The organism is Streptococcus parasanguinis (assembly GCF_001073155.1).
GTDB lineage: Bacteria > Bacillota > Bacilli > Lactobacillales > Streptococcaceae > Streptococcus > Streptococcus parasanguinis_D.
This window is the reverse complement of the sequence record NZ_JVEE01000020.1, coordinates 30975-55440: the sequence shown is the minus strand read 5'-3', so window position 1 is coordinate 55440 and position 24466 is coordinate 30975. Positions and strand designations below refer to the sequence as shown.

The window sequence follows — 24466 nt, the reverse complement described above, 5'->3', positions numbered from 1 at the left end:
GTGCGGAGGTGGGACGACGAAATCGAATTCTAACGAATGACCGATTTCTGTCCCACTCTCTCTTCTATTATTCCTTCCAAAAGGTCAGGCTCTGGGTAAATCGGTAGTTTGAACTCTTGGTAGACACTGTTGTTTTGGGATACTTTTCCAGTAATTGTTGGATCTTGTACAAGCCAAGACCGCGGCCATCTCCTTTACTTGAGTAGTCCTTTTCAAAAATTCTCGCCAGATCTATTTTTTCAGCTTTTGTACTATTTTCAACTATTAAGGTGAGGGAGTTTTCCTCCTGGAGCATGACAAGAGTCAGCTGTGGGTCATCTGATTCAAGACTCGCTTCAATAGCATTGTCACAAAGGATGGATAAGAAGGTGATGAAATCTAAAACCTCGATGAATAGATCACGAACAGGTTCATCGATCTCGACAGAGATCCCAATCCCTTTATTTTGAGCTTCCAACAATTTTGCGGACAGAACACTTTTTACAGCTGGATTTTCGATGTGACTGAGTTTGGCAATATCAAACTTGCTATCGTAAAATTGTTGGCCACTCTCTCGGAGAACATTCTCATAGACTTCCCTGATCGCATTGAGGTCTTCGTGCTCAATACTTAATTTGAGACTGGTTAAAATATTCAGGTAATCATGACGAAAGGCACGAATCTCCCCGTAGAGCATTTCGACGTGTTGGCTATAGGTGGCTAACTCCTGCAGTTGCCTATCTTTTTGTTCCAGAATCTCTTGTTTCAATCGTTCTTTGGACACTGCATTGAAATACAAGAGCATCACAAAAAACAAAATCAAATAAATACTATTTAACTGTTTCCGCAAAGCATCTGCATGCGGAATAATATCCTCAAAAACCACCAGACCTACAACACTGAGCAAATACACAAACATGGAAAGATCCATTGGGAGTAAGAAACGATTAAAATACTGCCGTTGAAAGCCTACTTTTAGATCTGTAAAATCTAGTTTTAACAATTTAGTGATTCCTATATAAACAGGAAAGACCAGCAATTCAAGTAGAGCATCATACCAGCTGACAGATGCCTCACGAACAAGTACAATCCCTAGCATCGGAAAGACATAAAAGGCTAAGAGACGCCCAATGAGACTCTCCACGACAACCGGGTAGAGCCCATAAAAAATGTTCAAGAGGTGTCGTATGTTACGATTTCGATAGAAACTATAGGCAATAAATACTAAGAAATAGCCAAAAAAGCCTACCGGTGGCACAAGGGTAAAGACGACTGCAAAGAAGAAAGGGCACAAAAAGAGCCAGCGCCAAGCGAACTCTTGTCTACTGATATGACGATAGATCAGCATGCTGACGAAGAACTTTAGGTAAGACATTAGAATATCTAACAGCAATTCCTTCTCCCTTCTATTTTTTCAAAGCTTCCAGTAAGCCTCTATACTTGGTCCGTGAGATCAAGCAATTGTCCCCATTTTCAAAAAAAGCTTTCTTGGCTTCTTTATCAATCTTCGTAATATTTTGTGGATTCACCACAAAGGAGCGGTGACACCGATACAAGCGGGGATCTGCTTTTTCGATATCGGTAATACTGGCGTAAAATTCTAATCGCTCATCCTGGGTGTGTAAAATAACCTTGTGAATGGTTGGAGACGTTTCAACATACAAAATCTTATTAAAGGGAACTTGTACACGCGCCATCGCACTCTCAAATGTAAAAGCATCTTGCGCAATCGTGGTCCCAGCTTGCTCCAAGGTATAGTCGATGGCTGAGCTGATTCTCTCTCTGAACTCTTCCTCACCCAGCGTTTTATCGATAAAATCCAAGGCGGCTACTTTGTACTGAAAGGTAATGGGCATGAATTCAGAGTGAGTGGTGACAAAGACAATGGTCGCATGGGGATCTTTCTTACGAATCTCTTTTGCGATCTCTAGACCCTTTTTCTCCTCACCTTTAATCTCGATATCTAAAAAGAATAGGTGATGAGCGCCTCTCTCTGTGATAGCATCCAGCAACTGGCTTGATTTCCCAAACACTTCTGGCGCTTTGCATTGCAAGGATTTCTGAGCGATAAGTTTCTGCAAGACCGATTCGATTCGTGATTGCTGGATCCACTCATCTTCTAACACAAAAATCTTCAACAAAGTCTTCACTCCTTCCCCTCGACGAATATGTTCTATTTTACCATAAATAATAGCTGCTGAGCCACTCTTTCAAAGTAGAATCAAAAGGCATTCTATCTTTTTCTCCCTAACAAGAAAAAACTCTCCCGGAGGAATCCGGAAGAGCTTGCGCAAGGGGAATTTGAAAAATATTTTTTAATATGAAAAAGGTCGATAAAATCTACACTATGTTCAAACTCTCATTTTACTAACAGCGATATTACGATCAAGTTTTATTGTCAATAGACATGTATGTGGGAAGTTCTCCCCTTGCAACAATGTAGACCTGTGATCTACTCTTAATAGTATACACTAGAATTATTACAAAATCAGTTAATTTGTATTGCAATTTGTTGGCAAATATTCCTCCGCCTGAAAACACCACAAACGCTTGATTCCCAAGCATCTACGCAAGTCCTCTTTAATTAGTATTTATCATTTCTGTTACAAAATTTAAAATAAAAATATTATTCCATAACAAATAAAAATCCCAAAGCACGATAAAAAAAGGCTGGGACAAAAGTCCTAGCCTCTCAATTATTTTTGGATTGTCGAGCAAGACGCAGTGGTTGAGTGGGCTCTACTACGCTGATTTCATCAGCTTTTACAGCCCTACTCAACTGTGCGGAGGTGGGACAACGAAATCGAATTCTAACGAATTACCGATTTCTGTCCCACTCTCTTTGAGCTAGTAAGACGATTAGCCAGACCGCAACATAGTGGCTACTATCCAACGATGAGAGGTATAGCCTCAATCATTTGTAGCGGTTACGACGCGAAAAAGGGAGGAACGATACTTTCCTCCCTTTGAGCTAGTAAGACACTTCGGCAAGGCACCATGGTGCTTGCCATAACAATAAATGCACCTGATAAATTAACCAAGGGGTTACGACGTGAAAAGGGAGGAACGATATTTTCCTCCCTTTGAGCTAGTAAGATGATTAGGTAGGCCGCAACATAGCGGCTACCGTCCAATGATTCGGTGCTTTAGCACCAATCATTGGTATCAGGTTACATCATCCCGCCCATCATGCTTGGATCCATTCCTGGTCCTGCTGGGGCTGCTGGTTCTGGTTTGTTGGCTACGACTGCTTCGGTCGTCAAGATCAGACTCGCTACGGAAGCGGCGTTTTGAAGGGCTGAACGGCTCACTTTGACAGGGTCGATGATTCCTGCATCAATCATATTCACCCATTCACCTGTTGCGGCATTGAAACCTGTTCCGACTTCGGCATTTTTCAAGCGATCAATCACAATAGATCCTTCATAACCGGCATTGTGAGCAATTTGGCGCACGGGTTCTTCCAAAGCACGAAGAACGATATTGCGTCCGGTTGCTTCATCCCCTTCCAATTCAAGGGCTGCGACTGCAGAGATAACATTGACAAGAGCTGTACCACCTCCGGCAACGATCCCTTCTTCAACGGCTGCGCGAGTCGCATTAAGGGCATCTTCGATACGGAGTTTCATTTCTTTCAATTCTGTTTCTGTTGCAGCACCGACCTTGATTACGGCAACACCACCAGACAATTTAGCCAAACGTTCTTGTAATTTTTCACGGTCAAATTCAGAGGTTGTGGTTTCGATTTGTGACTTGATAACCGCCACACGGTTAGCGATCGCTTCTGGGTTACCAGAACCTTCGACAATGACAGTACTGTCTTTATCGACTGACACTTTAGCTGCTTGACCAAGTGCTTCAATGGTTGCATCTTTCAATTCCAAACCAAGGTCATCTGTAATGACTGTACCACCTGTCAAGATGGCAATGTCTTCTAGCATGGCTTTGCGGCGATCTCCAAATCCTGGTGCCTTGACAGCTACGACATTAAAGGTACCGCGGATCTTGTTCAAGACAAGTGTTGGAAGAGCTTCGCCATCGACATCATCAGCGATGATCAAGAGTGGACGGTTGCTTTGAAGAATGCTTTCCAACAATGGCAAGATTTCTTGGATATTTGAAATCTTCTTGTCAGTGATCAAAATGTATGGATTTTCAAGGTCTGCCACCATTTTTTCATTATCAGTGACCATGTATTGTGAAAGGTAACCACGGTCAAACTGCATGCCTTCAACGACTTCCAGTTCTGTTTCCATTCCACGAGACTCTTCAATCGTGATAACCCCATCTTTGCCAACTTTTTCCATGGCTTCAGAGATGTACTCACCGACTTTTTCAGAACGAGAAGACACAGCAGCTACTTGAGCAATGGCTTCCTTGCTTGATACTGGAATCGCATTGTTTTTCAAGGCTTCTACTGCTGTTGCAACAGCTGTCTCGATCCCACGACGGATGCCAATTGGGTTAGCCCCTGCTGTGACGTTTTTGATCCCTTCACGGACGATGGCTTGGGTCAATACCGTTGCGGTCGTTGTACCGTCACCTGCGATATCATTGGTCTTAGAAGCCACTTCTGACACCAATTTAGCACCCATATTTTCAAAATGGTCTTCCAATTCGATTTCTTTTGCGATGGTCACCCCGTCATTTGTGATCAAGGGTGAACCAAATGATTTTTCAAGAACCACATTGCGACCTTTAGGGCCCAACGTAACTTTCACTGTATCTGCTAAGACATCGACACCACGTACCATTGCAGAACGTGCATCAGATGAAAATTTAATATCTTTTGCCATTTCTCTTACCTCTTTCTTCTCTTACTCTACAATTGCAAGAATGTTCGCTGTTCCAACGATGGTGTAGGTTTCTTCCCCATCTTTCACTTCAATTCCTGCATGGCTTTCAACCAAAACGTGATCTCCTGCTTTTACAGCTGGGGCGATGAGTTCGCCACTTAGGGTACGCACACCTTCACCAACGGCCACTACTTCAGCTGTTTTTGTATCAGCCTTGCTCGCACCGGCGAGGACAAAACCTCCAACAGTCTGTTCTTTTTCTTCTACTTTTAAGACCACACGGTCTCCTAATGGTTTTAACATATTCATTCCTCCATACGAGTTTTTTAGCACTCTCTATACGTAAGTGCTAACTTATGTTTCTATTGTATCACTTGGTCAGAAATAGTCAAGAAAAAAACACCTCAAAAATAGATGAGATGTTTCTAAAATTTCAATTTAAAATTGTCAATTTTTGATTGAAATCGTCGATCACTTTTTGAAGATTGATCCGCCCGCGGTAGATGCCATATCCAAAAACAATCATGCCTAAAATTCCAACCAAGGCTAGTAAAATCCCGAGGATCAAGAGTGGGAGGAAACTTTTGTGAAAGAGATAGATCAATACCACACCAATACTGGCAATGATAAAGAGTAAGCTGAACCAACGACCAAGGTTTTCAAGCATGTGGTGTTGGTACTTGATTTCTGTTTCATATCCATTGACAAGTTCTTGTTTTGTAACCATGGGATTCCTCCTGATAAAAATTGAGAATGAAGTGCAAGTAAAGGAGGTCCATTCACTTCATTCTCAAAAACTCCTACTAGCAAATTCGTTTTTTTACCTTAGTATTTAAGATGTGGGTCAAAGATACCAAGGGCAACACCGATCAAAGCAACTACAACGAGAAGTAACATAACTTTGTTTGGTGAAATTTTTTTCTTAGACATCAACCACCAGCAAAGAGTGATGAAGGCTGCTGTCAAGAGACCTGGATAAACACCATCGATCTTTTCTTGGATGTTCAAGAAGACTTTTCCTTCAGAATTCTTGAATTGAAGGGCTGTTGTAACAGATACCCAAGTAGCTGCTACGGCACCGATAACCATACCACCGACAACGCTGATCGCTTTACGAAGAGCTTGTCCTTTTGGTCCTACAAGGAATTCAACGGCTTTATCCCCTAATTGGTAACCTTTGAAGAAGGCAAAGCGCATACCAAAGTAGACTAAGAGGTTCCATACGACGATGTAGAAGAGAGCACCAGCGACGTTACCACCTTTAGAAAGACCAAGGGCAATCCCTAAGAGAACTGGGATCAAGGTACCAACAACCAATGAGTCACCAATACCAGCGATTGGTCCCATCAAACCGGCACGCATACCGTTGATGGTTTCGCCATCCACTGCATCTCCGTTTGCACGCGCTTCTTCCAAACCAGCTGTGATCCCTACAACAAGAGATCCAAGTTGTGGTTCAGTGTTGAAGAAGGCCGTATAGGTTTGCATAGCATCCTTTTGTTCTTCTTTTGTGTCATACATTTCTTCTACGATTGGAAGCATAGAAGTCAAGTACCCGAAGGTTTGCATATGTTCTTGAGAGAAACAAGTCAAATGACCATAATACCAATGATGGAATGCTTTTGCTAATGTTTTCTTTGAAATTTTCTTTCTATCAGCCATTTTAAATATCCTCCTCATCATCGTCTAGATCCACCGCTCCGGCTGGAGCAGCTTTCATCGATTTGATCACTTCAAGTTCATAGTAGATTACTGCAAAGATTAATGAAACAACGGCACTGGATACCAAGTTCAATCCGAGAGATTTTGCCAAGGTAAATCCAACAAAGAATGGAATGAAGTCAGTTGCTTCTGTAACAATTTGTTTCAACAAGATGGCAATACCGACACATGGGAGAAGAGCACCGACTGTAAAGAGGGCTTTCATCCAGTAACCATCCATAGGAAGGTATTGTTTCATCAAATCAACCATGTTTTCACCGTATTTGGTGATAATCATTGTTGGAAGGAAAGAGAAGAGGAAGTGAGAGATCCAAGGGTAAACCCAGTCAACTGCGTAGAGTTTTTTGAAGTTTCCTTCTTCAACAGCTTTCCAACCAATGTGTTGCCATACCAAGTTCATAGTAGCGGTACCGTAGAAAAGAACTGTACCGATTGTCCCAACGGCTGCACCGATTGGAGCTGCAGCTGCGGCGATTCCAGCTTCATCTGTGATGTTATTAGCATGCACAAACAAGATAGCAAGAGGAACACCGATGTAAGAGATGGCACGCACATCGGCAGATACGGTACCACCAGGTGTTACCAAGGCGATATAAACGACTTGAAGGGCAACCCCGACCATAATACCGGTTGTCACATCTCCAAGAATTAAACCTGAAATCAACCCACCGATCAAAGGACGACCGAGTGTATAGTTCCCGATACTGGAACCTCCCATACCAGGCATTGAAGACAAGCTGGCGAAAATACCAAGCAAGATTGCTTGAATCCATGAAATTGTCATAACAAACGCTCCTTTTGTTTGTAAATTTATTTACCTAACAGATAAGACTGTTAGTTTTAAAAACCAAATTTTGATTTGAAATCATCCCAATACCCGATGGAAACATCTGGCAACAATTGGAATTTCACCTTGTAGCCTGCTGCTTGAATGGCTTGGAAGGCTTCTGCTTCTTCCTGAGTGATGGATTGGTTATTTCCCAATTTCACAGCTCCAGGACGATCATTTGCAGGGCCAACAATGATTTCTTTGACATCACCTGGGACAAACCCTTGGTCGACCAAAATTTCCTTCATATCGATTGGATTTTTGGTGATCAAGAAGTAACGACTATCTGATTCTGTTACTTTTGCTGATTTTTCTTTAAAGGCTTCCTTTGTCCATACAAAGGTTTTCTTGTCTGATGCGCCTTTGTAAGCTTGAATCAAAACCTTGTTTGATGCTGCTGCATCGTTTACGGCAATCAAACCATCACATGGTTTTTCCTTTGCCCAGCGTGTGACTGTCTGACCGTGAATCATGCGGTCATCAATCCGTACAAATGTTACTACCATAAGGTACCTCCCTATTAAATATCGTCATCATCTTCTTCAGCACCAGTGGCTGAAACTTCAAAAGGCTGTAGTGCAGATCGTGCTTCTGATAAGATGGTGGCTGACAAATCGTCTCCATCCAACACATCCTTCATCACAACTGCCGTCAAGGCCATGGTGAGGTTCATCCCACCAAGGATTAAGGCTCCATCGAGCTTTCCAGCTTCTTCTAGAACCGTGGCTGCAGTGGTTAATGGACTACCACCTACGATATCTGCCAAGACCAAAACAGAATCATCAGCTGTCAATCCTGAAATGCTCTCTCTGAAATCAACTGCGAAGTCATCAACTGATTTTCCTTCTTTGAGTCCAACTGCGATGACCTGATCCATCTTATCACCAGCAAACATGGCTAGTGATGTTTTTAGACCTTCTGCCAGTCCACCATGACTGACCAAAACGAGGTATTTCATTTTTCTACGCCTCCTTTATTTGACTCTATTGTAGATTATTTGAAAGCGTTTTTACATTGTCAAATGTCACATTCCTAATATGACATTTAGCAATAAAAAAATGACATCTGTCACTTGACAAAATGCCATCTTATTTTACTCTAAACTCCTACCTGTAGACTACTTTCAATCTCCCTCTGAATTTGAGGCAAGCGGTTCTCGACATCCTGATCGCGCAAGGCATTGCCGATCAAGTAGTCTAGCTTTTCTAACACCTCTTTTGAGACATTTTTTGGACTACTTTCAACAGCTTGTTCCATGATGCGGTTCAAGGTCTGATTGGTCAAGGAATCCGTTCCAAAATCATCCACCTGCAGAAGGTCTTTACTAGAGCGACTCTTGACGACCTGTGGCATGACGGAGATCCCTTGGGATTGGGCAAAAAGGGTTTGTTGAATGTCTGGATCCTCTGTTAAGAGTTGCATCAATTCCCAAGCCAACTTGGAATGAGAACTTCGAGCTGACATAGCAAAAGAAGTCGTCGTGACCAAGGTTGCCTTGGTCGTTTTTGACTTAGCAGGCATCGGGATACAGGTCCAGGTAAAGTTTGAATATTTAGAAACGTGGTAGGGATACGGTTTATAGGTCCGATATTGGGCTAAGGTCATGGGATAGAAGGCGACTTTTCCCTGGTCAAAATCTTTAGAGCTCACCTTGTAATTTTTATTTAGATCTTCCAATTTTTGCAGAAAAGTCAGAGACTCTTTGACTTCTGGAGCCGTGAGCTTGAGCATGCCACCTTGGAAGAGATGACCTCCATTTGCCGCCAAGGCTTCTTTCCAGGTGTATTCTGTACTCCCAAATTGGTCCAATTGCCCATCCCCATTGGTATCTTTGGTTAGTTTCTTGCAAATCGTATAGAACTCTTCAAGGGTCCAACCTTCTTTGGGAACCGCGATGCCTTCTTTATCCAAGAGATCTTTATTGACACACATCAAAATCGGATTACTTTCATAAGGTAAGGCATAGGTTTGCCCCTGATAGACACCGGATTCAAAGGCAACGGGATAAAAGGCAGCTTGATCTTTTCGATCCATATAGCCGTTTAACTTTTCTAATACGCCTCGCGCTGCTAATAAAGAAAGATCTTGCTCAGAGACCATAAACACATCCGGCGTCTTTCCTGAGACAATCTTTTCGGAGAGCCAGTCAGAATAATCCGACTGAGGAATCCCATTTTCATACTCTACACGAACGTGGGGATGGGATTTTTCAAATTTTTGAATCGCACGATCCAAGGCATGGGAACGTTGACTGGTCGGCACATCCCAGCTAGAACCTGCATAAACGCCGATATGGAGGACGGTCGGTTGCTGTTTCCACCAATAAAAACCCGCGCTCACACAGAGCACAACAAGGAGACCAATCCCCCAACAAAGATGCTTTCGCTTCAATTTCATTCTGTATTTCCTTTAGAAAAATCACGTCTCGTCACTCCTGTTTGGACTGACCAGATCGCTAATTGCGTTCGATCTCGTAGGTTTAATTTCGCCAAAATCGTTGATAAGTAATTGCGCACGGTTCCTTCTGACAAGAAAAGTTTGGCCGCAATTTCTTTATTGGACTCCCCATAGCCGACCTCTTGGATAATGCGCCATTCCGTCGTGCTCAAATCCTTGACATTGTCCTCATCTACAGCAATAGAGAAGTTGGATTTGGCCATTTGTGAAAAAATTTGAAAGACTTTACTAGCGATATTCGGATTGATCATGGCTCCACCTTGATACACCACCTTAATCGCTTCATAAAGCTCGTCTGTCGAGGCTCCCTTTAAGAGATAGCCTGAAGCACCATACTTGAGCGCACTATAGATAAACTCATCATCATCAAAAGTTGTCAAAATAATAATTTTGATATCCGGATAGTGCTCTTTGACTTCTTTTGTCGCCAAAACTCCATCCATGCCTGGCATCCGAATATCCATTAAGATCAGATCCGGATGTGTCTGTGGAATGCTCGACAAGACGTGATTCCCATCTTCCACTGTGGCCACCACTTCGATATCGGGGTGGGCTGACAAAATAATTTTCAGAGATTCTCGAATCAAGGCCTGGTCATCTGCCACCATTACTTTTATCACCATCTCTATCTCCCTTCTTTATATTTCGGTAAACTGACGCGCGTGAAAAATCCATCGCGGCTTTCAAATTGAAGCTGTCCTCCTAGGATGGAAATTCGTTCCATCATCTGCTTGAGTCCATAGCCATAGGTCAAGGTTTCAAACCCAACCCCATTGTCCTGCAACTCGATCAGGTAATCTTCTTCATCCTCAAAAAAATGAAGGCTCATCCGGCTAGCATGACCGTGGCGAACCGCATTGGTCATAGACTCCTGGATCACACGAAAGATCGTATCTTCAATCATGACGTCCATATCGACATCGACCCATTCATAGTGTAAATCAACCTGCAAATTGGAAAGTGTCTGGTACTCGCGGATCATCTTTTCCAAAGCATCTTTGAGAGTTCGTCCCTCAAGGGCACCTGGACGGAGGCGATTGAGAGAGCCCCTCACATCCTGGATCCCTTCACGAACCACTTCTGATACACTTTTTACCTGCTCTTTTGCCCGATTTGGATCAATATCAATCAAAACCCCAACGGCATCCAAGCCAGCTGATATCCCTGTTAGCGCGTGCCCCAAGGTATCGTGAATCTCCCGAGCAATCCGCTTGCGCTCCCGATCTTCTGCAATCTTCTCAGACAAGGCCATATAGTTGTTCAACTCCGTATTGACCTTCGAAACCATGGCCAACTCTTCTTCCACTTCGTGGTTTTCCGCAAGAACATTCATAATATAGAACAAAAGCGAAATAATGAAGAGCACCATATTCAAGGCATAGAGAGAATTCTTTAAGAAAAAGGCCAGAATCCGGATAGAGGCGGGGTAAAAATGAATATAGACATCAAGAGAAGGAATCGGAAAGAAAAGCGAAAAGACGTCTGAATTGGTCACAAGAAGCATCAAGAAACTTACTAGGATAAACGCAAACCAATACCTGCGATCTCGCTTGGTATTCAACTCTTTGGAACCATAGAAGATATCTGCAAAAACCAAGAGAATGAGCCCGTTATAAGCTACATTTTGGACCCACATCAAGAGCAACATCAGGAGGATCTCCAGAATATTCCACTTATCAAAAATGGACCATCGACTCGTTTGAGACCGATAACGACTCATGGAAATCAAGGCAATCCCAGCAAATAAGAGTGCAGACAACCAAAAAGTTGTAGAGGGCGCAAAAGGAATGCGCTCTAAGCGTTCTACTAATAGAGAAGCTTGTCGTTGGGCAATGATATAGTTGGTTGCTTGAAGATAGATGATACTGTTGAGCATCACAGCGATAAAATTCACGACCATCAGAATGGCTAAACTGTATCTCACACCTCTAAATTTTCTCATTACTGCCACCCATTCACATCAAATTGATCGATGTTTTCCTTTGTCATCATTTGAACCGGAATGGTTATTTCTTTTTGGTAGCTCTTCCCATCAGCCATATCTTGGATGACCTCCATCACGCGGTCTCCCATCTTCAACGGAGACTGGGCAACTGTTCCCACGACATCATCTGTCGAGTGTAGCAAGGCTTTCATATCTGGTGAGCCATCGATCCCATAAATCGCAATGGGATGAGTGATTCCTTGCTCCTTGATCGCTGCTAAAGCTCCTATAGCCGAGCGGTCATTTAGGGCAACTAGTGTATCAACATTCCCCCCTGACTGCAAGAACTTACGGACAGCCGGCATGGCGATCTCCGTCTGCCCCTTGGTTTCAAGTTCCGAGATGATCTCATAAGATCCATGTCCTTTGATGGTATCCTTAAATCCCTGAATCCGCGTATCTGCCGAAACAGTCCCATTGTGCTCCAAGAGAAGGATCCGAGCATTTGAAGAGCGTTTCATCAGCTCTTTCGCAATCAAGACTCCTGCTTGGTAGTTGTCGGAGACAATGCTGGCATCCGGCTTAAAATGCTTCAGCTGGGTATCAACTGCAATGATCTTAATTCCTTGTTTTCTAGCTTTTTTAAGAGCCCTTAAAATGGGCTGACTATCCCCCTTGACCGGATTAATCACAATCACATTTACTTTTTGAGCGCAAAAATCATCGATCTGCTGGCTCTGCCTTTTTTCGTCCAATTCTGGATCTCGAACAGATACAAGAGCTCCTTTCTCATCAGCAATTCGACTAATTTCCGAATGAATACTTTTATAGAACTCATTGTTCATGGTCATATAGGTGACACCGATCTTGGTCTGTCCCTTCATGCTACTGGTTTGACAAACAGCATAGATCCACAAGAGGATGCAGGCCACTGGAATCACCAGTAGAACCCGTTTTATCAGCCATTTTAACAGTTCTTTTCTTTCTTCTTTCCTCTTCAAACTCCGTTCCTTTTCTGAAAATTTTGAATATATATTACTTTATTTTACTACTTTTTCAAGAAAAGTGCTGGCTTTTATTGTACAGATGCATATTTTTGATTTATTTTTAAAAGACTTGTTCCCGAATGAAATCCCTAGCAAGTATCAAAAAAGCTGGTCTATAAACGAACCAGCTTTCTTTTTTGATCCTAAAAGGGAAGATCTTCTTCTTCTAAGATGATATCGGCTAAATCTCCCGTTCCACCATTTTCACGCATCGCTCGCTGAGCGCGGCTCTCTAGCAACTGAAAACTTTGGCAGAGGACCTCTGTCACATACTGCATGACCCCATTTTTCTCGTAGCGGCGCGTCCGAATCTCTCCATCCAAAGAGATCAGGCTCCCTTTGCTGGCATAACTAGCCATGGTTTCAGCCAATTTCCCCCAGACAACGACATTGACAAAATCAGTCTCTCGCTCCCCGTTTTGGTCCTTGTAGCGACGATTGACCGCAACGGTCACTCGGGCAACGGATTTGTCTGTGCTGGTTTTATGCAATTCTGGGGCCGCCACCAGGCGACCGATTAAAATAACTTTATTATACATCATTTACCTCCTATCTATTTATTCGAAAAAATTTCAAAAAATGGAGGTAGCAAATCAAAATCATCAAAAAAATCTAGGATTCAAAACATCCTAGATTCTTCTCTTTATTCGTTCCAGTGACGAGCAGGATCAAATGGTGTCCCTGCTACTTCTGCGTCATCCAATTCAATAATGCCTCGTTTTTGAGGAGCATTTGGCAAGTGCAATTCACGCGGACTGCACATCATGCCATAACTTTTTTCTCCACGAAGGGCCCCAGGGAAAATCAAGCTGCCATCCGGCATCATAGCACCTGGAAGAGCGACAATGGTCTTTAGACCCACCCGCGCATTTGGAGCGCCTGCTACGATCTGAACCGTCTTATCTGGTCCAACTGCTACTTGGCAGATATTCAAGTGGTCACTATCTGGATGGGCCACCATTTCAAGGATTTCGCCCACCACAAATTTTGGTTCCCGATCGTTGACCAAACGTTCTGCGAAGCCTTCTCTTTCCAATTCTTGGTTCAAACGATCCACTTGCTCATCTGTCAAAAAGACTTGACACTTGCCTTCGATGGCGAAGAAAGATGAGGCATCAAAGATATTCCAGGCAACGGTTTCTTGGTTGTCCTCACGGTAAACGCGAGCCACTTTTCCTTTTCTCTCCACCGCGAGCTTTGCATCTCCACTATTTTTCAAGGTCAGCATCAAGACATCGCCGACTTGTTCTTTGTTGTATGTTACAATCATGATTTTCTCCTATTTTAATCCTGCTAAGAATGCTGTAATCTGCGCTTTGGTTTTCCGATCCCGATTGACAAACCGACCGATTTCCTTATCCTTTTCCAGAACCACCAAACTAGGGATCCCATAAACATCCCAGACTTTCGCCAGATCCATATAGGCATCTCTGTCAATCAAGATAAAGGTAAATTCAGGATTTTCAGTCTCAATCTCCGGCAAAAAAGGCTTGAGGTAACGACAATCCCCACACCAATCTGCTGAAAAGACAAACACTTTCTTGCCCTCTTGCTCTACATATGAAGCAATTTCTTCTATAGAACTCGGTATAATCATAGTTTTTCCTCTTCATAATGCAAGAGACCATCCTCATAGACAAAGCGGTAATGGCGCTCATCTTCAAAAATGACACCACCTACTAAGCGCTCTTCACTCGACTCGTAGAGTTCCACGTACAGGGTCGCAATCCTTCCCATGGCTTCCATTTGCTCCCGTACTTCTGCTACCAATTCTTCTTGGGTACGGAGACGCTTTTGATCTTTGGCAATTTTATAAACACCGGCCGCAAGGGCTCCTGCACTTGCTACAGCCAGACTAGACAAAATAATTTTTTTAGCTTTCATAGTGCCTATTGTAACACAAAATAAGCAGAGGGACAACGGTCTAGGCTGGATCTCTCCCTCCGCTTTTAGAGACTGATTTCCATAATAACGCTACCATCCTTGTAGAAAAAGTGATAAAATAGCATCAGAAAGAAGGTAACCTATGACTGATTTATTTTCTAAAATCAAAGAAGTAACTGAAATCCCTGCTATCTCAGGTCATGAAGCTCCTGTACGGGATTATTTACGCCAACAATTGACCCCTCATGTGGACGAAATCGTAACAGATGGTCTCGGTGGGATCTTTGGTGTCAAACACTCAACAGCTGCCGATGCTCCTCGTATCTTAGTAGCTGCTCACATGGACGAAGTTGGTTTTATGATTAGCGAAATCAAAGCTGACGGAACTTTCCGCGTTGTCCCAATCGGAGGTTGGAACCCGATGGTCGTCAGCAGCCAACGCTTCAAACTCTTTACACGTGACGGACGTGAATACCCTGCTATTTCAGGATCTGTTCCTCCTCATTTGACACGTGGAACAGGTGGACCAACCGTACCTGCCATTAGCGACATCGTCTTTGATGCTGGCTTTAGCTCTAAAGCCGAAGCTGAAAGCTATGGGGTCCGTCCTGGAGATACTTTGGTCCCAGATAGCTCTGCGATTCTCACTGCTAATGGTAAAAACGTCATCTCAAAAGCATGGGATAACCGCTACGGCGTCTTGATGGTCAGTGAATTGGCCAAGAACCTTTCTGGACAAGCCTTAAACAACGAACTGTATGTAGGGGCCAACGTTCAAGAAGAAGTGGGATTGCGTGGAGCTCACACTTCAACCACTAAATTTGATCCTGAAATCTTCCTTGCTGTAGACTGTTCGCCAGCAGCTGATGTCTTTGGAGACCAAGGTGCGATTGGGGAAGGAACACTGCTTCGCTTCTACGATCCAGGTCACATCATGCTACCAAATATGAAAGATTTCTTGCTCACTACTGCTGAAGAAGCGGGCATCAAATTCCAATACTATTGTGCCAAAGGTGGTACCGATGCAGGTGCAGCACACTTGAAGAATGGTGGAGTCCCATCAACCACCATTGGTGTCTGTGCACGTTACATCCACTCTCACCAAACCCTCTATGCCATGGATGATTTCTTGCAAGCGCAAGCCTTCTTACAAGCATTGGTTAAGAAATTGGATCGCTCTACAGTTGATTTGATCAAACACTATTAAGTAGCATCGATCTGAAGCCCCGTAAGGGGCTTTTTTAGGGGGGAAACAAGGTTCTCTTTGAAACTTTCCAGCGTGAGTCACCATTGAGTCCCTTGGCATCCACACTCCCCTTAGGAAAGTATCTTAGAATATTTTATCTTCCATCTGTTTTCTGATATAATATGAAAGAATGAAATGGTAGGGAACGGGACACTCATCCTTGGATTCGTATGGCAGCCCCTTCCCTTATATACAGGAGTTTTACATGAAAAAACAAGCTTTTAGTTCTGAAAAGTATTTGAACTTGCAACGTGACCACATTATTGAGCGGATCAACCAATTCGATGGCAAGCTCTACCTTGAATTTGGTGGTAAGATGTTAGAAGACTTTCACGCTGCTCGTGTCCTCCCTGGATACGAACCAGACAATAAGATCAAGCTGCTCCAAGAATTGCGCGACCAGGTGGAAATTGTCATTGCCATCAACGCCAACAACATTGAGCACTCAAAAGCCCGTGGGGACCTAGGGATTTCTTATGACCAAGAAGTACTGCGTTTGATCGACAAATTCAATGAATTGGGGATTTTTGTAGGCTCTGTCGTCATCACCCAATATGCTGGACAAGCTGCAGCAGATGCCTTTCGCAAACAACTGGACAAGAGCGGGATTGCCTCTTATCTCCACTATCCGATCAAGGGCTATCCGACTGATATGGACCACATCATCTCTCCTGAAGGAATGGGGAAAAATGACTACATCAAAACTAGCCGCAATTTGGTCGTTGTGACAGCTCCTGGACCTGGTTCTGGTAAGCTGGCAACGTGTATGTCCAATATGTACCATGACCAATTAAATGGGATCAAATCCGGTTATGCTAAGTTTGAAACCTTCCCAGTATGGAATCTTCCTTTGCACCACCCAGTTAACTTGGCTTATGAAGCAGCGACTGCAGATCTAGACGATGTCAATATGATCGATCCTTTCCACCTCCAAACCTACGGGGAAACAACGGTCAATTACAACCGCGATATCGAAATCTTCCCTGTCTTGAAGCGCATGTTGGAACGCATCTTAGGAACCTCTCCTTACGCTTCTCCAACAGACATGGGCGTCAACATGGTTGGCTTTGCCATTGTGGACAATGACGCTGCGATTGAAGCTTCCCAACAAGAAATCATCCGTCGCTATTACCAAACCATTTTGGATGTTAAAGCAGAGCGTGTCGGTGAAGGAGCTGTCAAGAAGATCGAGCTCTTGATGAATGATTTGGGGATTACTCCAAATGATCGGAAAGTGACCGTGCTTGCCCGCCAAAAAGAAGAAGAAACAGGTGAGCCAGCCTTGGCCCTTGAATTACCAAACGGCGAGATGGTAACCGGAAAAACCTCTGATCTATTTGGCCCAACCGCAGCCCTCTTGATCAATGCGATCAAGAAATTGGCACATATTGATAAAGAAACCAAATTAATCGAGCCAGAATACGTCCAACCTATCCAAGGCTTGAAGATCAATCATTTGGGTAGCCGTAACCCTCGTCTTCACTCAAACGAGATCCTCATTGCCCTAGCCATTACAGCTATGACCAATGAAGACGCTAAGCTTGCTATGCAAGAATTAGGCAAGTTGAAAGGCAGTGAAGCCCACTCAACCGTGATGCTAACAGACGAAGACAAGAATGTCCTTCGCAAGCTCGGTATCAACGTCACTATGGACCCTGTCTACCAATACGATCGCTTGTATCGTAAATAAACTCAGACAAACAAAAACAATCCCTGCTCGAGGGATTGTTTTTTTATGATGCAAAGAAGAAAGATTATTTGACGGCATCCCATAATTGGCGAATGGGCTTTCTTTGAACAGGGTCCACAAAATGAGGAGCAATTTCATTCAAAGATTCTAGGACAAAGGCACGTTCTGCCACATAAGGATGTGGCAAGATCAAGCTCGGACTGTAACAAATGGTGTCCTCCATATAGAGCAGATCTAAATCAATCACACGTGGTCCCCACTTGACCTCACGGATACGTCCCATTTCCTGCTCAATGGCAAGTAAAGCCTCTAATAAATCCTCTGGGGTCATCCAGGTTTCAACTTCTGCCACTTGATTCAAAAAGGTGTCCTGCTCCACTCCTCCCCAAGGTTCTGTTTCAATCCTTGTGGATGTCTGAAGAAGGCGAATGCCTCGATCCTTGATTTTTTCTAGCGCCGTCTCTAGTTGCAGTTGTTTATCTCCCATATTGGTGCCAAGCCCAATAAAGGCCCGTTTTTTCTCCCGTTCGATTGTCACCGAACAAGTCTCTAGTGGCAAGGAAACAGGAGCCCAAGGTTTTTTCAACTCCAGACGAACTTTTTTTACAAAGGCATAGCTTTCAAAAATCTTTTGCACCAACTGAAAGGCCACCGTTTCAATCAGATCGATCTTTTCTGCCTGCATCCACTCGGTCAACTGTTCCGCCAAGATCCCATAATGGATCGAAGCTTCCAAATCACCTGTGCGGGCAGCACGGGTCATCTCATAATCTACCCATAGGTCTAGGACAAAGCGTTGTCCTAATTCTTTTTCTGCTGGAAAAACACCGTGATAGGCGTATACCTCTAAGTCCTTGATCCGTAATTGATCCACTCTCTTCACCTCTTATAGCCAGCCATTAGTGGCCCATGAGTTTATAAGCTTCATTTTTTAAGTCTTTATCTGTCGCAAGCAGTCCACGCGCAGCAGTTGTCACTGTAGCGGTCCCAGGTTTACGGACACCACGCATGTTCATACACATATGCTCTGCTTCTACCCAGACAAGTGCTCCTTGTGCTCCAAGATATTCCATCAAGGCATCTGCAATTTCTACCGTCAAACGTTCCTGAATCTGTGGTTTTTTAGCGTAAACTTCAACCGTACGAGCCAGTTTGGAAAGCCCAGCCACACGGCCATTTGGAATGTAGGCAATGTGCACTTTTCCATAAAATGGTAAAAAGTGATGCTCACACATGGAATGGAAGAAGATATCCTTCTCGACCACCATATTGTTATCAATGATTTCAAATGATTTAGACAGGTGCTCCTCTGCTGTCTGCCCTAGTCCTGCAAATATTTCTTGGTACATCTTGGCAATGCGGGTCGGCGTTTCCTGAAGTCCCTCACGGTTCTCATCTTCACCGACTGCCTCGATGATCATTTTCACTGCTTCTTCAATTTTCTTTGTATCCATATCATCTCCTAGTTGGATTTTTCTGTTTTTAATAAATAAGGTCGTACCTGGCTAAGGAAGTAGAGCGACCCCGTTACAATGAGGAGCTCATCGCCTTTTGCTTGCCAGTTTTGTAGAAACTCTTGCCAGTTGACTTCCTCAAGCTGATGGTTTTTCGCAGCAGCTGTCATCTCTTCTTGAGAATAAGCTCTTGGATCTTCAAAGCTCGTGAGGATCAAGCGACTATTTTCTAGCTCCTGCCACTGAATGAGCATCTCTTCTAAGGCTTTGGTCCGGATGCAGGTAAAAAGAATAGTCTTTTTTTGACTTGGAAAAAGTTCCCGAAGGCTTGCGATCAAAGGCGCAACGGCGTGGGGGTTATGGGCCCCATCAAGCAAGAGCATGGGATTTTGCGAGACCACTTCCATCCGGCCAGGCCAGACGACTTGATGCAAGGCCTCATCCACTAACTCTCTTGACAAGAGTTCACGCCCTTCTCTTTCAAAAAGTACATCACAGATACTGATCGCAAGAGCTGCATTTCTGGCCTGGTGATGACCTAAGAGCGCTACTTGATAAGAGGCTTTTTCTCTTTTAGAACTGTGATAAGAAAAGGATTGGCCTGATAGACAAGAGGCCTCTAGCTCAACTTGGTAATCTCTGTCATAGGCTGTTATCGGTACCTGCTTCTGAATCGCAATACCTTCAATGACTTGGCTGGCTTCTGCTTCTAATTTCCCTAGAACCAGAGGAATTCCTGGCTTAATGATACCAGCCTTTTCACGGGCGATGGAAGCCAGATCTGGCCCCAAAAGGGCGACATGATCCAAGCCAATCGAAGTGATCGCGGTCAGAACAGGCTGACAGACATTAGTACTGTCAAGTCGTCCCCCCATACCGACTTCCATGATCACATAATCCAGCTCCTCATGAGCAAAATAATCATAGGCAATCGCCGTCATCACTTCAAATTCCGTCAACCCTTGAAAGACGGCCTTTGATTGTTTAGCTTGCAGGAGCTGCTGGTAACTATCCAGGTAGGTTTGCAGGTCTTGATCCGAAATGGCTTCGCCATTAATGGTGATTTGGTCATTGTAATGGATCAGATAAGGAGAGGTAAAGACTCCAACCCGTAAACCTGCCTGCCTCAAGAGTTGGGACAAGGTAGCAATGGTAGAGCCTTTGCCATTGGTCCCCGCAACATGAATAACCCGACAGTCTAGGTGAGGATTTCCTCTCAAAGCTAAGAGAGCTTCCATGCGCTCCAAACCGAAATGAGGATCTTGGGAACGATAGGCTTCTAGCCAACGAAGATCCAACTGATGTTCTTTTGTCTTCATTTACTTGTATTGTTTTAAATTGGTATCTGCTGCCTCTTGGGCTTGGAAAATGGCTTGGCCCAGACTAGCTGCCATCTTGTGAAGGGGAATATCATGCACCCGCACCACTTCGACTCCTTGACTGGCTGCAATACTCGTCAAATGGCTCGAAGCCAGGTCCCGATTCCAAAAACCAGTCTCCGTTGCAGGATCTGTCTCAAATCCAGCTTCCTCAATAATGTTGACCACAAAGCGTTTGCGGGAGACCCCTAGAAAGATCGGATACCCCTTTTGGTGAATCGTCCCAAGTTCTTGTAATAAGAGTAAGTTCTCTCGCTTGGTCAACCCAAATCCGATCCCAGGATCCAACATAATACGATCCATCTGGACACCTGCTGCTTTCGCTACCGCAAGCGAGCGGTCAAAGAAGGTCCACATCAAGTCTTGAATCGGTTCTTGAGCCATCTGTTGAAGCTCTTGCTCTGAAAAGACTGGTTCAAAACCAAAACGTGGAAAGATAGTGGAACTTGGATGATGCGGTCTTGCCATCACTGGATTAAACATGAGAACTGCGCTAGCTTCATGCTCCGCGACGACAGCAGCCATCTTAGGATCTCCAAGAAAACCCGTAATATCGTTGACAATATCAGCTCCATCTTCGAGCGCTGCCGCCGCCACCTGGGACTTCCAGGTATCCACTGAGATCAAGACATCACTTTCTTTCCGAATGGCTTTAATCACCGGAACCACGCGGTCAATCTCTTCTTGGATATCCACATAATGACTTCCTGGTCTGGTTGATTCTCCTCCGATATCGAGGATCTGAGCTCCTTCTTGGATCAGTTTTCTCGCCTGTTGCAAGGCTGCATCCACACTCGTATACTTACCGCCATCAGAAAATGAATCCGGAGTGACATTTAAGATCCCACAAAGAAGGGTCCCTTGGCCACTCAGCCATTTTTTATCAATCATTTTCGTTCTCCTTTGGTTCCCTTCCTACAGCATGATTGCGAATAAAAGAGGCTAGAACAAGTGTTCTAAACCTCTGAGTCTACTCTCCATACGGATTTCTGATTTTTTCTGACCTTCTGTAAGAAGGTTCTGCATCAAAACTCATTGGTACCTACCATTTTATCATAATTTATCATGGAAGAAAACTCTCGATACCGGCAATAAACAAAGGAGTATGACCACCGGATAATAATAAGCCAGCGCATTCAAGGTCATGTGAAGGCAAATGCTATACTCGATCCGCTTGTAGCGATAAGCGACCCAAGTTAAGATCAAGGACATGCCTCCGTAAGCTACCCATTCCCCTAGGGTACTCGGTCCATGTAAGTAAGTAAAAAAGAGAGCACCGGCTAGATATCCGATTGGTTCTGCCCCTCGAAAGATCAAACGAGGGATAATGGCCCGACAGAGCAGCTCTTCTAGAATCGGAGCGACAAGGACCACGACCATGCCCATAGCAAGAAAAGGAGCATGAGATTGCAGTTCATTCAGAGCCGCTTGGTTTGCCGTCGTACCACCTGCCTCTTGTTTCAACAAAGGATAGGCGAGCAGGTTATTAGCCATCAACAAGAGAAGAAAAAGGAAATTTCTCCCCAGAGCCGGCCAGGTTATGACCCGAACATCTAAGTTCTCCAGAGGGCTCATCTTGATGACCTTATAAAAAACAAAGAGCACCGCCACTGTTACCAAGAGAGTGAGGATAGTGATCCACCCTGCATCCATTCCTTCTTGAAGGGAATAAACCATAGTGATGAGGGGAAATTGTGAGAGAAAGAATAAGGGCACAAAAAGAAGGAGCCAGAGGGCATTCTTACATAATGGGTGCTTTCGAAAAAAAGACTGTATATTTTTCAATGGACAACCTCTTTCTTGTATAAAATAAGAAGACTGGGACTTTCGCCTTCAGCCTTCTCTCTTTATTCCAGTTTACTGATTTTTGAAACGTTCAACGTCACGCGCAATCACCAACTCTTCATCAGTTGGAATCACCAATACCTTCACACGGGAATCATCTGTGGAAATGTCTCCGACAACTCCAAAGACGTTCTTTTCAGGGTCGACCTTGCAGCCAAACCAGCTGATGCCATTGATAATAGAAGAACGAACGTTTACTGCATTTTCACCGATTCCTGCTGTAAAGATGATGGCATCTGCACCATTCAAAACAGCCAAGTATTGACCGATGTATTTTTGCAAACGATCGATAAAGATATCGTATGCCAATTTGGCTTTTTCGTCTCCATTATGCATCGCTGTATGAATATCCCGCATGTCGCTAGAAGATCCAGAAACACCCAGAAGACCTGATTCACGATTGAGGATACGGCTAATATCTTCAGGCTTATTGAAATCCTCTGTATGCTCCATCAAGTAAGGAATAATCGCTGGATCGAGATCCCCTGTACGGGTTCCCATCATGACTCCACCTAGAGGGGTGAAGCCCATTGAGGTATCCACAGAGATTCCCTTGTCAACCGCTGTAACAGATACACCATTTCCAACGTGGCAGGTGATCAATTTCAATTCTTCTAATGGTTTTCCAAGAAGTTTAGCAGCTTCACCAGCTACATACTGATGACTGGTTCCATGAGCGCCGTACTTACGGACCTTATTTTCTGTGTAATATTTAGTTGGAAGAGGGTAACGATAAGCTTTTTCCGGCATGGTTGTATGGAAAGAAGTATCAAATACCACAACACTGGTAATATTTGGACAAATCTCTCTAAAGGCACGAATTCCGGCTGCATTTGCAGGATTATGAAGAGGTGCTAACAAAGACAATTCTTCTACTTTTCGAAGGACTTCGTCATCTACCAAGGCAGAATCCTTGAAGTATTCTCCACCAGCAACGACGCGGTGGCCTACACCTGTAATCTCATCGTAAGATTTGATAATATCAAAACGAATCAAATCATCCAACAAAATTTTTACAGCTTGTGTATGGTCCTGGATATCTAATACTTGTTTTTCAGAGCGTCCATCAAATTTAACAGTTGAAATAGAATCCTTCAAACCGATCCGTTCAATCAACCCTTTTGCAAGAACAGTTTCCTCTGGCATTTGGTACAATTGCCATTTCAAACTAGAGCTTCCTGCATTAATAGAAATTGTTTTCGACATATATTCACCTCATTAAGCGTTTTCACTTCCTCTATTATATCAGATCTTTGATCAAATTTCACTATCCTTTAACCAGTTTTGGAAACTTTCCATAAAGTGAACCACCTGGTCTTGATCCTGGAGATCGGTAAAAGGATAGACAAAGGGCTGAACAGACTCTTCTTCTTGTTTTCGTAGGACGAAAATCGTCTTAGCATAGGCAGGATTTGAAAAAAGAGATTCTGGCAAGGTCAGCATGGCAAGAATTTGGGCTTTGTCTGTTAGCCAAGCTTTCAACAGATCACTCTGAGGGCTCGTCAAGAGGTTATTCGGAGCTAAAAAGATGGCTACTCCTTGAGGTTTCAGGTATTTCAGAGCCTGTTCCATCATGAGGTGATGGGCATAGGTATGGCCTTCGGAGCTCGCCACTTGATAGCGCTGTGCAATCGCATCATCTGGATAATAACCAATCGGTAAGTCGCTAACGATCAAGTCACTTTCTTTCAACACTTGAGGACGCACCGCGTCGCCTTGTGCAAAGACAACACTGGATTCCATCACATCTGCGATACTAGCAGATAGGTCAATCAAAAGATCATCCACTTCCAATCCTAAGTAATCAATCGTGAGGCGGCTATTGTTGACCATGGTCTCAGCGAGATTTCCGGTTCCACTTCCCACTTCTAAGACATCCAATTGGTCGCTTTTAGCCAACTGATCAATCAAAAATGTAATGATAAAACCAATCGCATCTGGTGTGAACTGGTGATTCGCTTGTAAAGGTTCTGTCTGAGCAGCTTTCATAAAAAGGAATTGGTAGGCTCTGCGCCATTCTTCCTTACTTAAACCTAGTTCTTTTAATTTTTTGCTATTGTTTTTAACAATGTCTAGATCCGTCTTGCCATCCAAATACATGGCATTTTGTTCAATCAAGGCGTCATAAAAGTTGGTCGACAATTCATTTTGAATACTTTGAGTGTTTTCTAATAGATAGGTATAAGCTTGTTCAATTTTTTCGAAATTCATGATT

26 protein-coding genes are annotated in these 24466 nt (G+C 43.7%); 2 read left to right on the top strand and 24 right to left on the bottom strand.

The window, feature by feature from the left end:
- Positions 1–67: 67 nt before the first annotated feature.
- The 17 genes from ADH92_RS02815 to ADH92_RS02730 form a co-directional block, all read right to left on the bottom strand.
- Positions 68–1354: a sensor histidine kinase gene (locus ADH92_RS02815; protein WP_229100848.1), complete on the bottom strand. Its 1287-nt coding sequence runs from the start codon at positions 1352–1354 to the stop codon at positions 68–70.
- 31 nt (positions 1355–1385) lie between these two features.
- A complete protein-coding gene (locus ADH92_RS02810) occupies positions 1386–2120 on the bottom strand; it encodes a response regulator transcription factor (protein WP_049496893.1) in 735 nt (244 codons plus the stop codon).
- A 1029-nt stretch (positions 2121–3149) separates the two neighbouring features.
- Complete coding sequence (gene groL, locus ADH92_RS02800; protein ID WP_003004647.1) at positions 3150–4775, bottom strand: chaperonin GroEL; 1626 nt, start codon at positions 4773–4775, stop codon at positions 3150–3152.
- A 21-nt stretch (positions 4776–4796) separates the two neighbouring features.
- Entirely contained in the window at positions 4797–5078 is a 282-nt protein-coding gene (gene groES / locus ADH92_RS02795; RefSeq protein WP_024055367.1) for a co-chaperone GroES, read from the bottom strand.
- A 130-nt stretch (positions 5079–5208) separates the two neighbouring features.
- Positions 5209–5502: a hypothetical protein gene (locus ADH92_RS02790; RefSeq protein WP_049496889.1), complete on the bottom strand. Its 294-nt coding sequence runs from the start codon at positions 5500–5502 to the stop codon at positions 5209–5211.
- A 98-nt stretch (positions 5503–5600) separates the two neighbouring features.
- Positions 5601–6455 (bottom strand): PTS system mannose/fructose/sorbose family transporter subunit IID, encoded by an 855-nt coding sequence (locus tag ADH92_RS02785; RefSeq protein ID WP_037585172.1) that lies wholly within the window; start codon positions 6453–6455, stop codon positions 5601–5603.
- Positions 6439–7281 (bottom strand): PTS mannose/fructose/sorbose/N-acetylgalactosamine transporter subunit IIC, encoded by an 843-nt coding sequence (locus ADH92_RS02780; RefSeq protein WP_003019182.1) that lies wholly within the window; start codon positions 7279–7281, stop codon positions 6439–6441. Before ADH92_RS02780 ends, ADH92_RS02785 begins: the two co-directional genes overlap by 17 nt.
- A 56-nt stretch (positions 7282–7337) precedes the next feature.
- Positions 7338–7832, bottom strand: a complete 495-nt coding sequence (locus ADH92_RS02775) for a PTS sugar transporter subunit IIB (protein WP_000261775.1) — start codon at positions 7830–7832, stop codon at positions 7338–7340.
- A gap of 14 nt (positions 7833–7846) precedes the next feature.
- Positions 7847–8284, bottom strand: a complete 438-nt coding sequence (locus ADH92_RS02770) for a PTS sugar transporter subunit IIA (protein ID WP_031572670.1) — start codon at positions 8282–8284, stop codon at positions 7847–7849.
- A 140-nt stretch (positions 8285–8424) separates the two neighbouring features.
- The gene (locus tag ADH92_RS02765) at positions 8425–9723 is read right to left on the bottom strand and encodes an ABC transporter substrate-binding protein (RefSeq protein WP_049496883.1); all 1299 of its coding nucleotides are present in this window, start codon (positions 9721–9723) and stop codon (positions 8425–8427) included.
- The gene (locus ADH92_RS02760; protein ID WP_049496902.1) at positions 9720–10403 is read right to left on the bottom strand and encodes a response regulator transcription factor; all 684 of its coding nucleotides are present in this window, start codon (positions 10401–10403) and stop codon (positions 9720–9722) included. Before ADH92_RS02760 ends, ADH92_RS02765 begins: the two co-directional genes overlap by 4 nt.
- A 5-nt stretch (positions 10404–10408) precedes the next feature.
- Positions 10409–11725: a sensor histidine kinase gene (locus tag ADH92_RS02755; RefSeq protein ID WP_049496880.1), complete on the bottom strand. Its 1317-nt coding sequence runs from the start codon at positions 11723–11725 to the stop codon at positions 10409–10411.
- Positions 11725–12708, bottom strand: coding sequence for a substrate-binding domain-containing protein (locus tag ADH92_RS02750; RefSeq protein WP_049496876.1), 984 nt, complete (start codon positions 12706–12708; stop codon positions 11725–11727). Before ADH92_RS02750 ends, ADH92_RS02755 begins: the two co-directional genes overlap by 1 nt.
- Positions 12709–12896: 188 nt before the next feature.
- Positions 12897–13292: a single-stranded DNA-binding protein gene (locus tag ADH92_RS02745; protein WP_003004675.1), complete on the bottom strand. Its 396-nt coding sequence runs from the start codon at positions 13290–13292 to the stop codon at positions 12897–12899.
- Positions 13293–13396: 104 nt separating this feature from the next.
- Positions 13397–14023: a YtpR family tRNA-binding protein gene (gene ytpR, locus ADH92_RS02740; protein ID WP_049496873.1), complete on the bottom strand. Its 627-nt coding sequence runs from the start codon at positions 14021–14023 to the stop codon at positions 13397–13399.
- A gap of 9 nt (positions 14024–14032) precedes the next feature.
- Positions 14033–14350, bottom strand: a complete 318-nt coding sequence (locus tag ADH92_RS02735; protein WP_049496871.1) for a thioredoxin family protein — start codon at positions 14348–14350, stop codon at positions 14033–14035.
- A complete protein-coding gene (locus ADH92_RS02730; RefSeq protein ID WP_049472862.1) occupies positions 14347–14637 on the bottom strand; it encodes a DUF4651 domain-containing protein in 291 nt (96 codons plus the stop codon). Before ADH92_RS02730 ends, ADH92_RS02735 begins: the two co-directional genes overlap by 4 nt.
- A gap of 142 nt (positions 14638–14779) precedes the next feature.
- Between ADH92_RS02730 and pepA the strand changes: the two genes are divergently transcribed.
- Both pepA and ADH92_RS02720 read left to right on the top strand, forming a co-directional pair.
- The gene (gene pepA, locus ADH92_RS02725) at positions 14780–15844 is read left to right on the top strand and encodes a glutamyl aminopeptidase (RefSeq protein WP_049496867.1); all 1065 of its coding nucleotides are present in this window, start codon (positions 14780–14782) and stop codon (positions 15842–15844) included.
- Positions 15845–16088: 244 nt separating this feature from the next.
- On the top strand, positions 16089–17573 hold the full coding sequence (locus ADH92_RS02720; RefSeq protein WP_021154294.1) for a DUF1846 domain-containing protein: 1485 nt from the start codon (positions 16089–16091) through the stop codon (positions 17571–17573).
- 64 nt (positions 17574–17637) lie between these two features.
- Here the strand turns inward: ADH92_RS02720 and folK are convergent, their stop codons facing one another.
- The 7 genes from folK to ADH92_RS02685 form a co-directional block, all read right to left on the bottom strand.
- Positions 17638–18447 (bottom strand): 2-amino-4-hydroxy-6-hydroxymethyldihydropteridine diphosphokinase, encoded by an 810-nt coding sequence (folK, locus tag ADH92_RS02715; RefSeq protein ID WP_049496863.1) that lies wholly within the window; start codon positions 18445–18447, stop codon positions 17638–17640.
- 25 nt (positions 18448–18472) lie between these two features.
- A complete protein-coding gene (gene folE, locus ADH92_RS02710) occupies positions 18473–19027 on the bottom strand; it encodes a GTP cyclohydrolase I FolE (RefSeq protein WP_003019101.1) in 555 nt (184 codons plus the stop codon).
- An 8-nt stretch (positions 19028–19035) separates the two neighbouring features.
- On the bottom strand, positions 19036–20346 hold the full coding sequence (locus tag ADH92_RS02705; RefSeq protein WP_049496860.1) for a bifunctional folylpolyglutamate synthase/dihydrofolate synthase: 1311 nt from the start codon (positions 20344–20346) through the stop codon (positions 19036–19038).
- The gene (folP, locus tag ADH92_RS02700; RefSeq protein WP_049496857.1) at positions 20347–21297 is read right to left on the bottom strand and encodes a dihydropteroate synthase; all 951 of its coding nucleotides are present in this window, start codon (positions 21295–21297) and stop codon (positions 20347–20349) included.
- Positions 21298–21459: 162 nt separating this feature from the next.
- Positions 21460–22191: a CPBP family intramembrane glutamic endopeptidase gene (locus ADH92_RS02695; RefSeq protein WP_049496855.1), complete on the bottom strand. Its 732-nt coding sequence runs from the start codon at positions 22189–22191 to the stop codon at positions 21460–21462.
- A 72-nt stretch (positions 22192–22263) separates the two neighbouring features.
- Positions 22264–23457 (bottom strand): acetate kinase, encoded by a 1194-nt coding sequence (locus ADH92_RS02690; RefSeq protein WP_023919646.1) that lies wholly within the window; start codon positions 23455–23457, stop codon positions 22264–22266.
- 51 nt (positions 23458–23508) lie between these two features.
- Positions 23509–24462, bottom strand: a complete 954-nt coding sequence (locus ADH92_RS02685; protein WP_049496852.1) for a class I SAM-dependent methyltransferase — start codon at positions 24460–24462, stop codon at positions 23509–23511.
- Between the last annotated feature and the right edge of the window lie 4 nt (positions 24463–24466).

What these genes read in the sequence shown, in the direction of transcription:
- ADH92_RS02815 (WP_229100848.1), bottom strand. Translation starts at nt 1,354, where the DNA reads ATGTCTTACCTAAAGTTCTTCGTCAGCATGCTGATCTATCGTCATATC.
- groL (WP_003004647.1), bottom strand. Translation starts at nt 4,775, where the DNA reads ATGGCAAAAGATATTAAATTTTCATCTGATGCACGTTCTGCAATGGTA.
- groES (WP_024055367.1), bottom strand. Translation starts at nt 5,078, where the DNA reads ATGTTAAAACCATTAGGAGACCGTGTGGTCTTAAAAGTAGAAGAAAAA.
- ADH92_RS02790 (WP_049496889.1), bottom strand. Translation starts at nt 5,502, where the DNA reads ATGGTTACAAAACAAGAACTTGTCAATGGATATGAAACAGAAATCAAG.
- ADH92_RS02785 (WP_037585172.1), bottom strand. Translation starts at nt 6,455, where the DNA reads ATGAGGAGGATATTTAAAATGGCTGATAGAAAGAAAATTTCAAAGAAA.
- ADH92_RS02780 (WP_003019182.1), bottom strand. Translation starts at nt 7,281, where the DNA reads ATGACAATTTCATGGATTCAAGCAATCTTGCTTGGTATTTTCGCCAGC.
- ADH92_RS02775 (WP_000261775.1), bottom strand. Translation starts at nt 7,832, where the DNA reads ATGGTAGTAACATTTGTACGGATTGATGACCGCATGATTCACGGTCAG.
- ADH92_RS02770 (WP_031572670.1), bottom strand. Translation starts at nt 8,284, where the DNA reads ATGAAATACCTCGTTTTGGTCAGTCATGGTGGACTGGCAGAAGGTCTA.
- ADH92_RS02765 (WP_049496883.1), bottom strand. Translation starts at nt 9,723, where the DNA reads ATGAAATTGAAGCGAAAGCATCTTTGTTGGGGGATTGGTCTCCTTGTT.
- ADH92_RS02755 (WP_049496880.1), bottom strand. Translation starts at nt 11,725, where the DNA reads ATGAGAAAATTTAGAGGTGTGAGATACAGTTTAGCCATTCTGATGGTC.
- ADH92_RS02745 (WP_003004675.1), bottom strand. Translation starts at nt 13,292, where the DNA reads ATGTATAATAAAGTTATTTTAATCGGTCGCCTGGTGGCGGCCCCAGAA.
- ytpR (WP_049496873.1), bottom strand. Translation starts at nt 14,023, where the DNA reads ATGATTGTAACATACAACAAAGAACAAGTCGGCGATGTCTTGATGCTG.
- ADH92_RS02735 (WP_049496871.1), bottom strand. Translation starts at nt 14,350, where the DNA reads ATGATTATACCGAGTTCTATAGAAGAAATTGCTTCATATGTAGAGCAA.
- ADH92_RS02730 (WP_049472862.1), bottom strand. Translation starts at nt 14,637, where the DNA reads ATGAAAGCTAAAAAAATTATTTTGTCTAGTCTGGCTGTAGCAAGTGCA.
- pepA (WP_049496867.1), top strand. Translation starts at nt 14,780, where the DNA reads ATGACTGATTTATTTTCTAAAATCAAAGAAGTAACTGAAATCCCTGCT.
- ADH92_RS02720 (WP_021154294.1), top strand. Translation starts at nt 16,089, where the DNA reads ATGAAAAAACAAGCTTTTAGTTCTGAAAAGTATTTGAACTTGCAACGT.
- folE (WP_003019101.1), bottom strand. Translation starts at nt 19,027, where the DNA reads ATGGATACAAAGAAAATTGAAGAAGCAGTGAAAATGATCATCGAGGCA.
- ADH92_RS02705 (WP_049496860.1), bottom strand. Translation starts at nt 20,346, where the DNA reads ATGAAGACAAAAGAACATCAGTTGGATCTTCGTTGGCTAGAAGCCTAT.
- folP (WP_049496857.1), bottom strand. Translation starts at nt 21,297, where the DNA reads ATGATTGATAAAAAATGGCTGAGTGGCCAAGGGACCCTTCTTTGTGGG.
- ADH92_RS02690 (WP_023919646.1), bottom strand. Translation starts at nt 23,457, where the DNA reads ATGTCGAAAACAATTTCTATTAATGCAGGAAGCTCTAGTTTGAAATGG.
- ADH92_RS02685 (WP_049496852.1), bottom strand. Translation starts at nt 24,462, where the DNA reads ATGAATTTCGAAAAAATTGAACAAGCTTATACCTATCTATTAGAAAAC.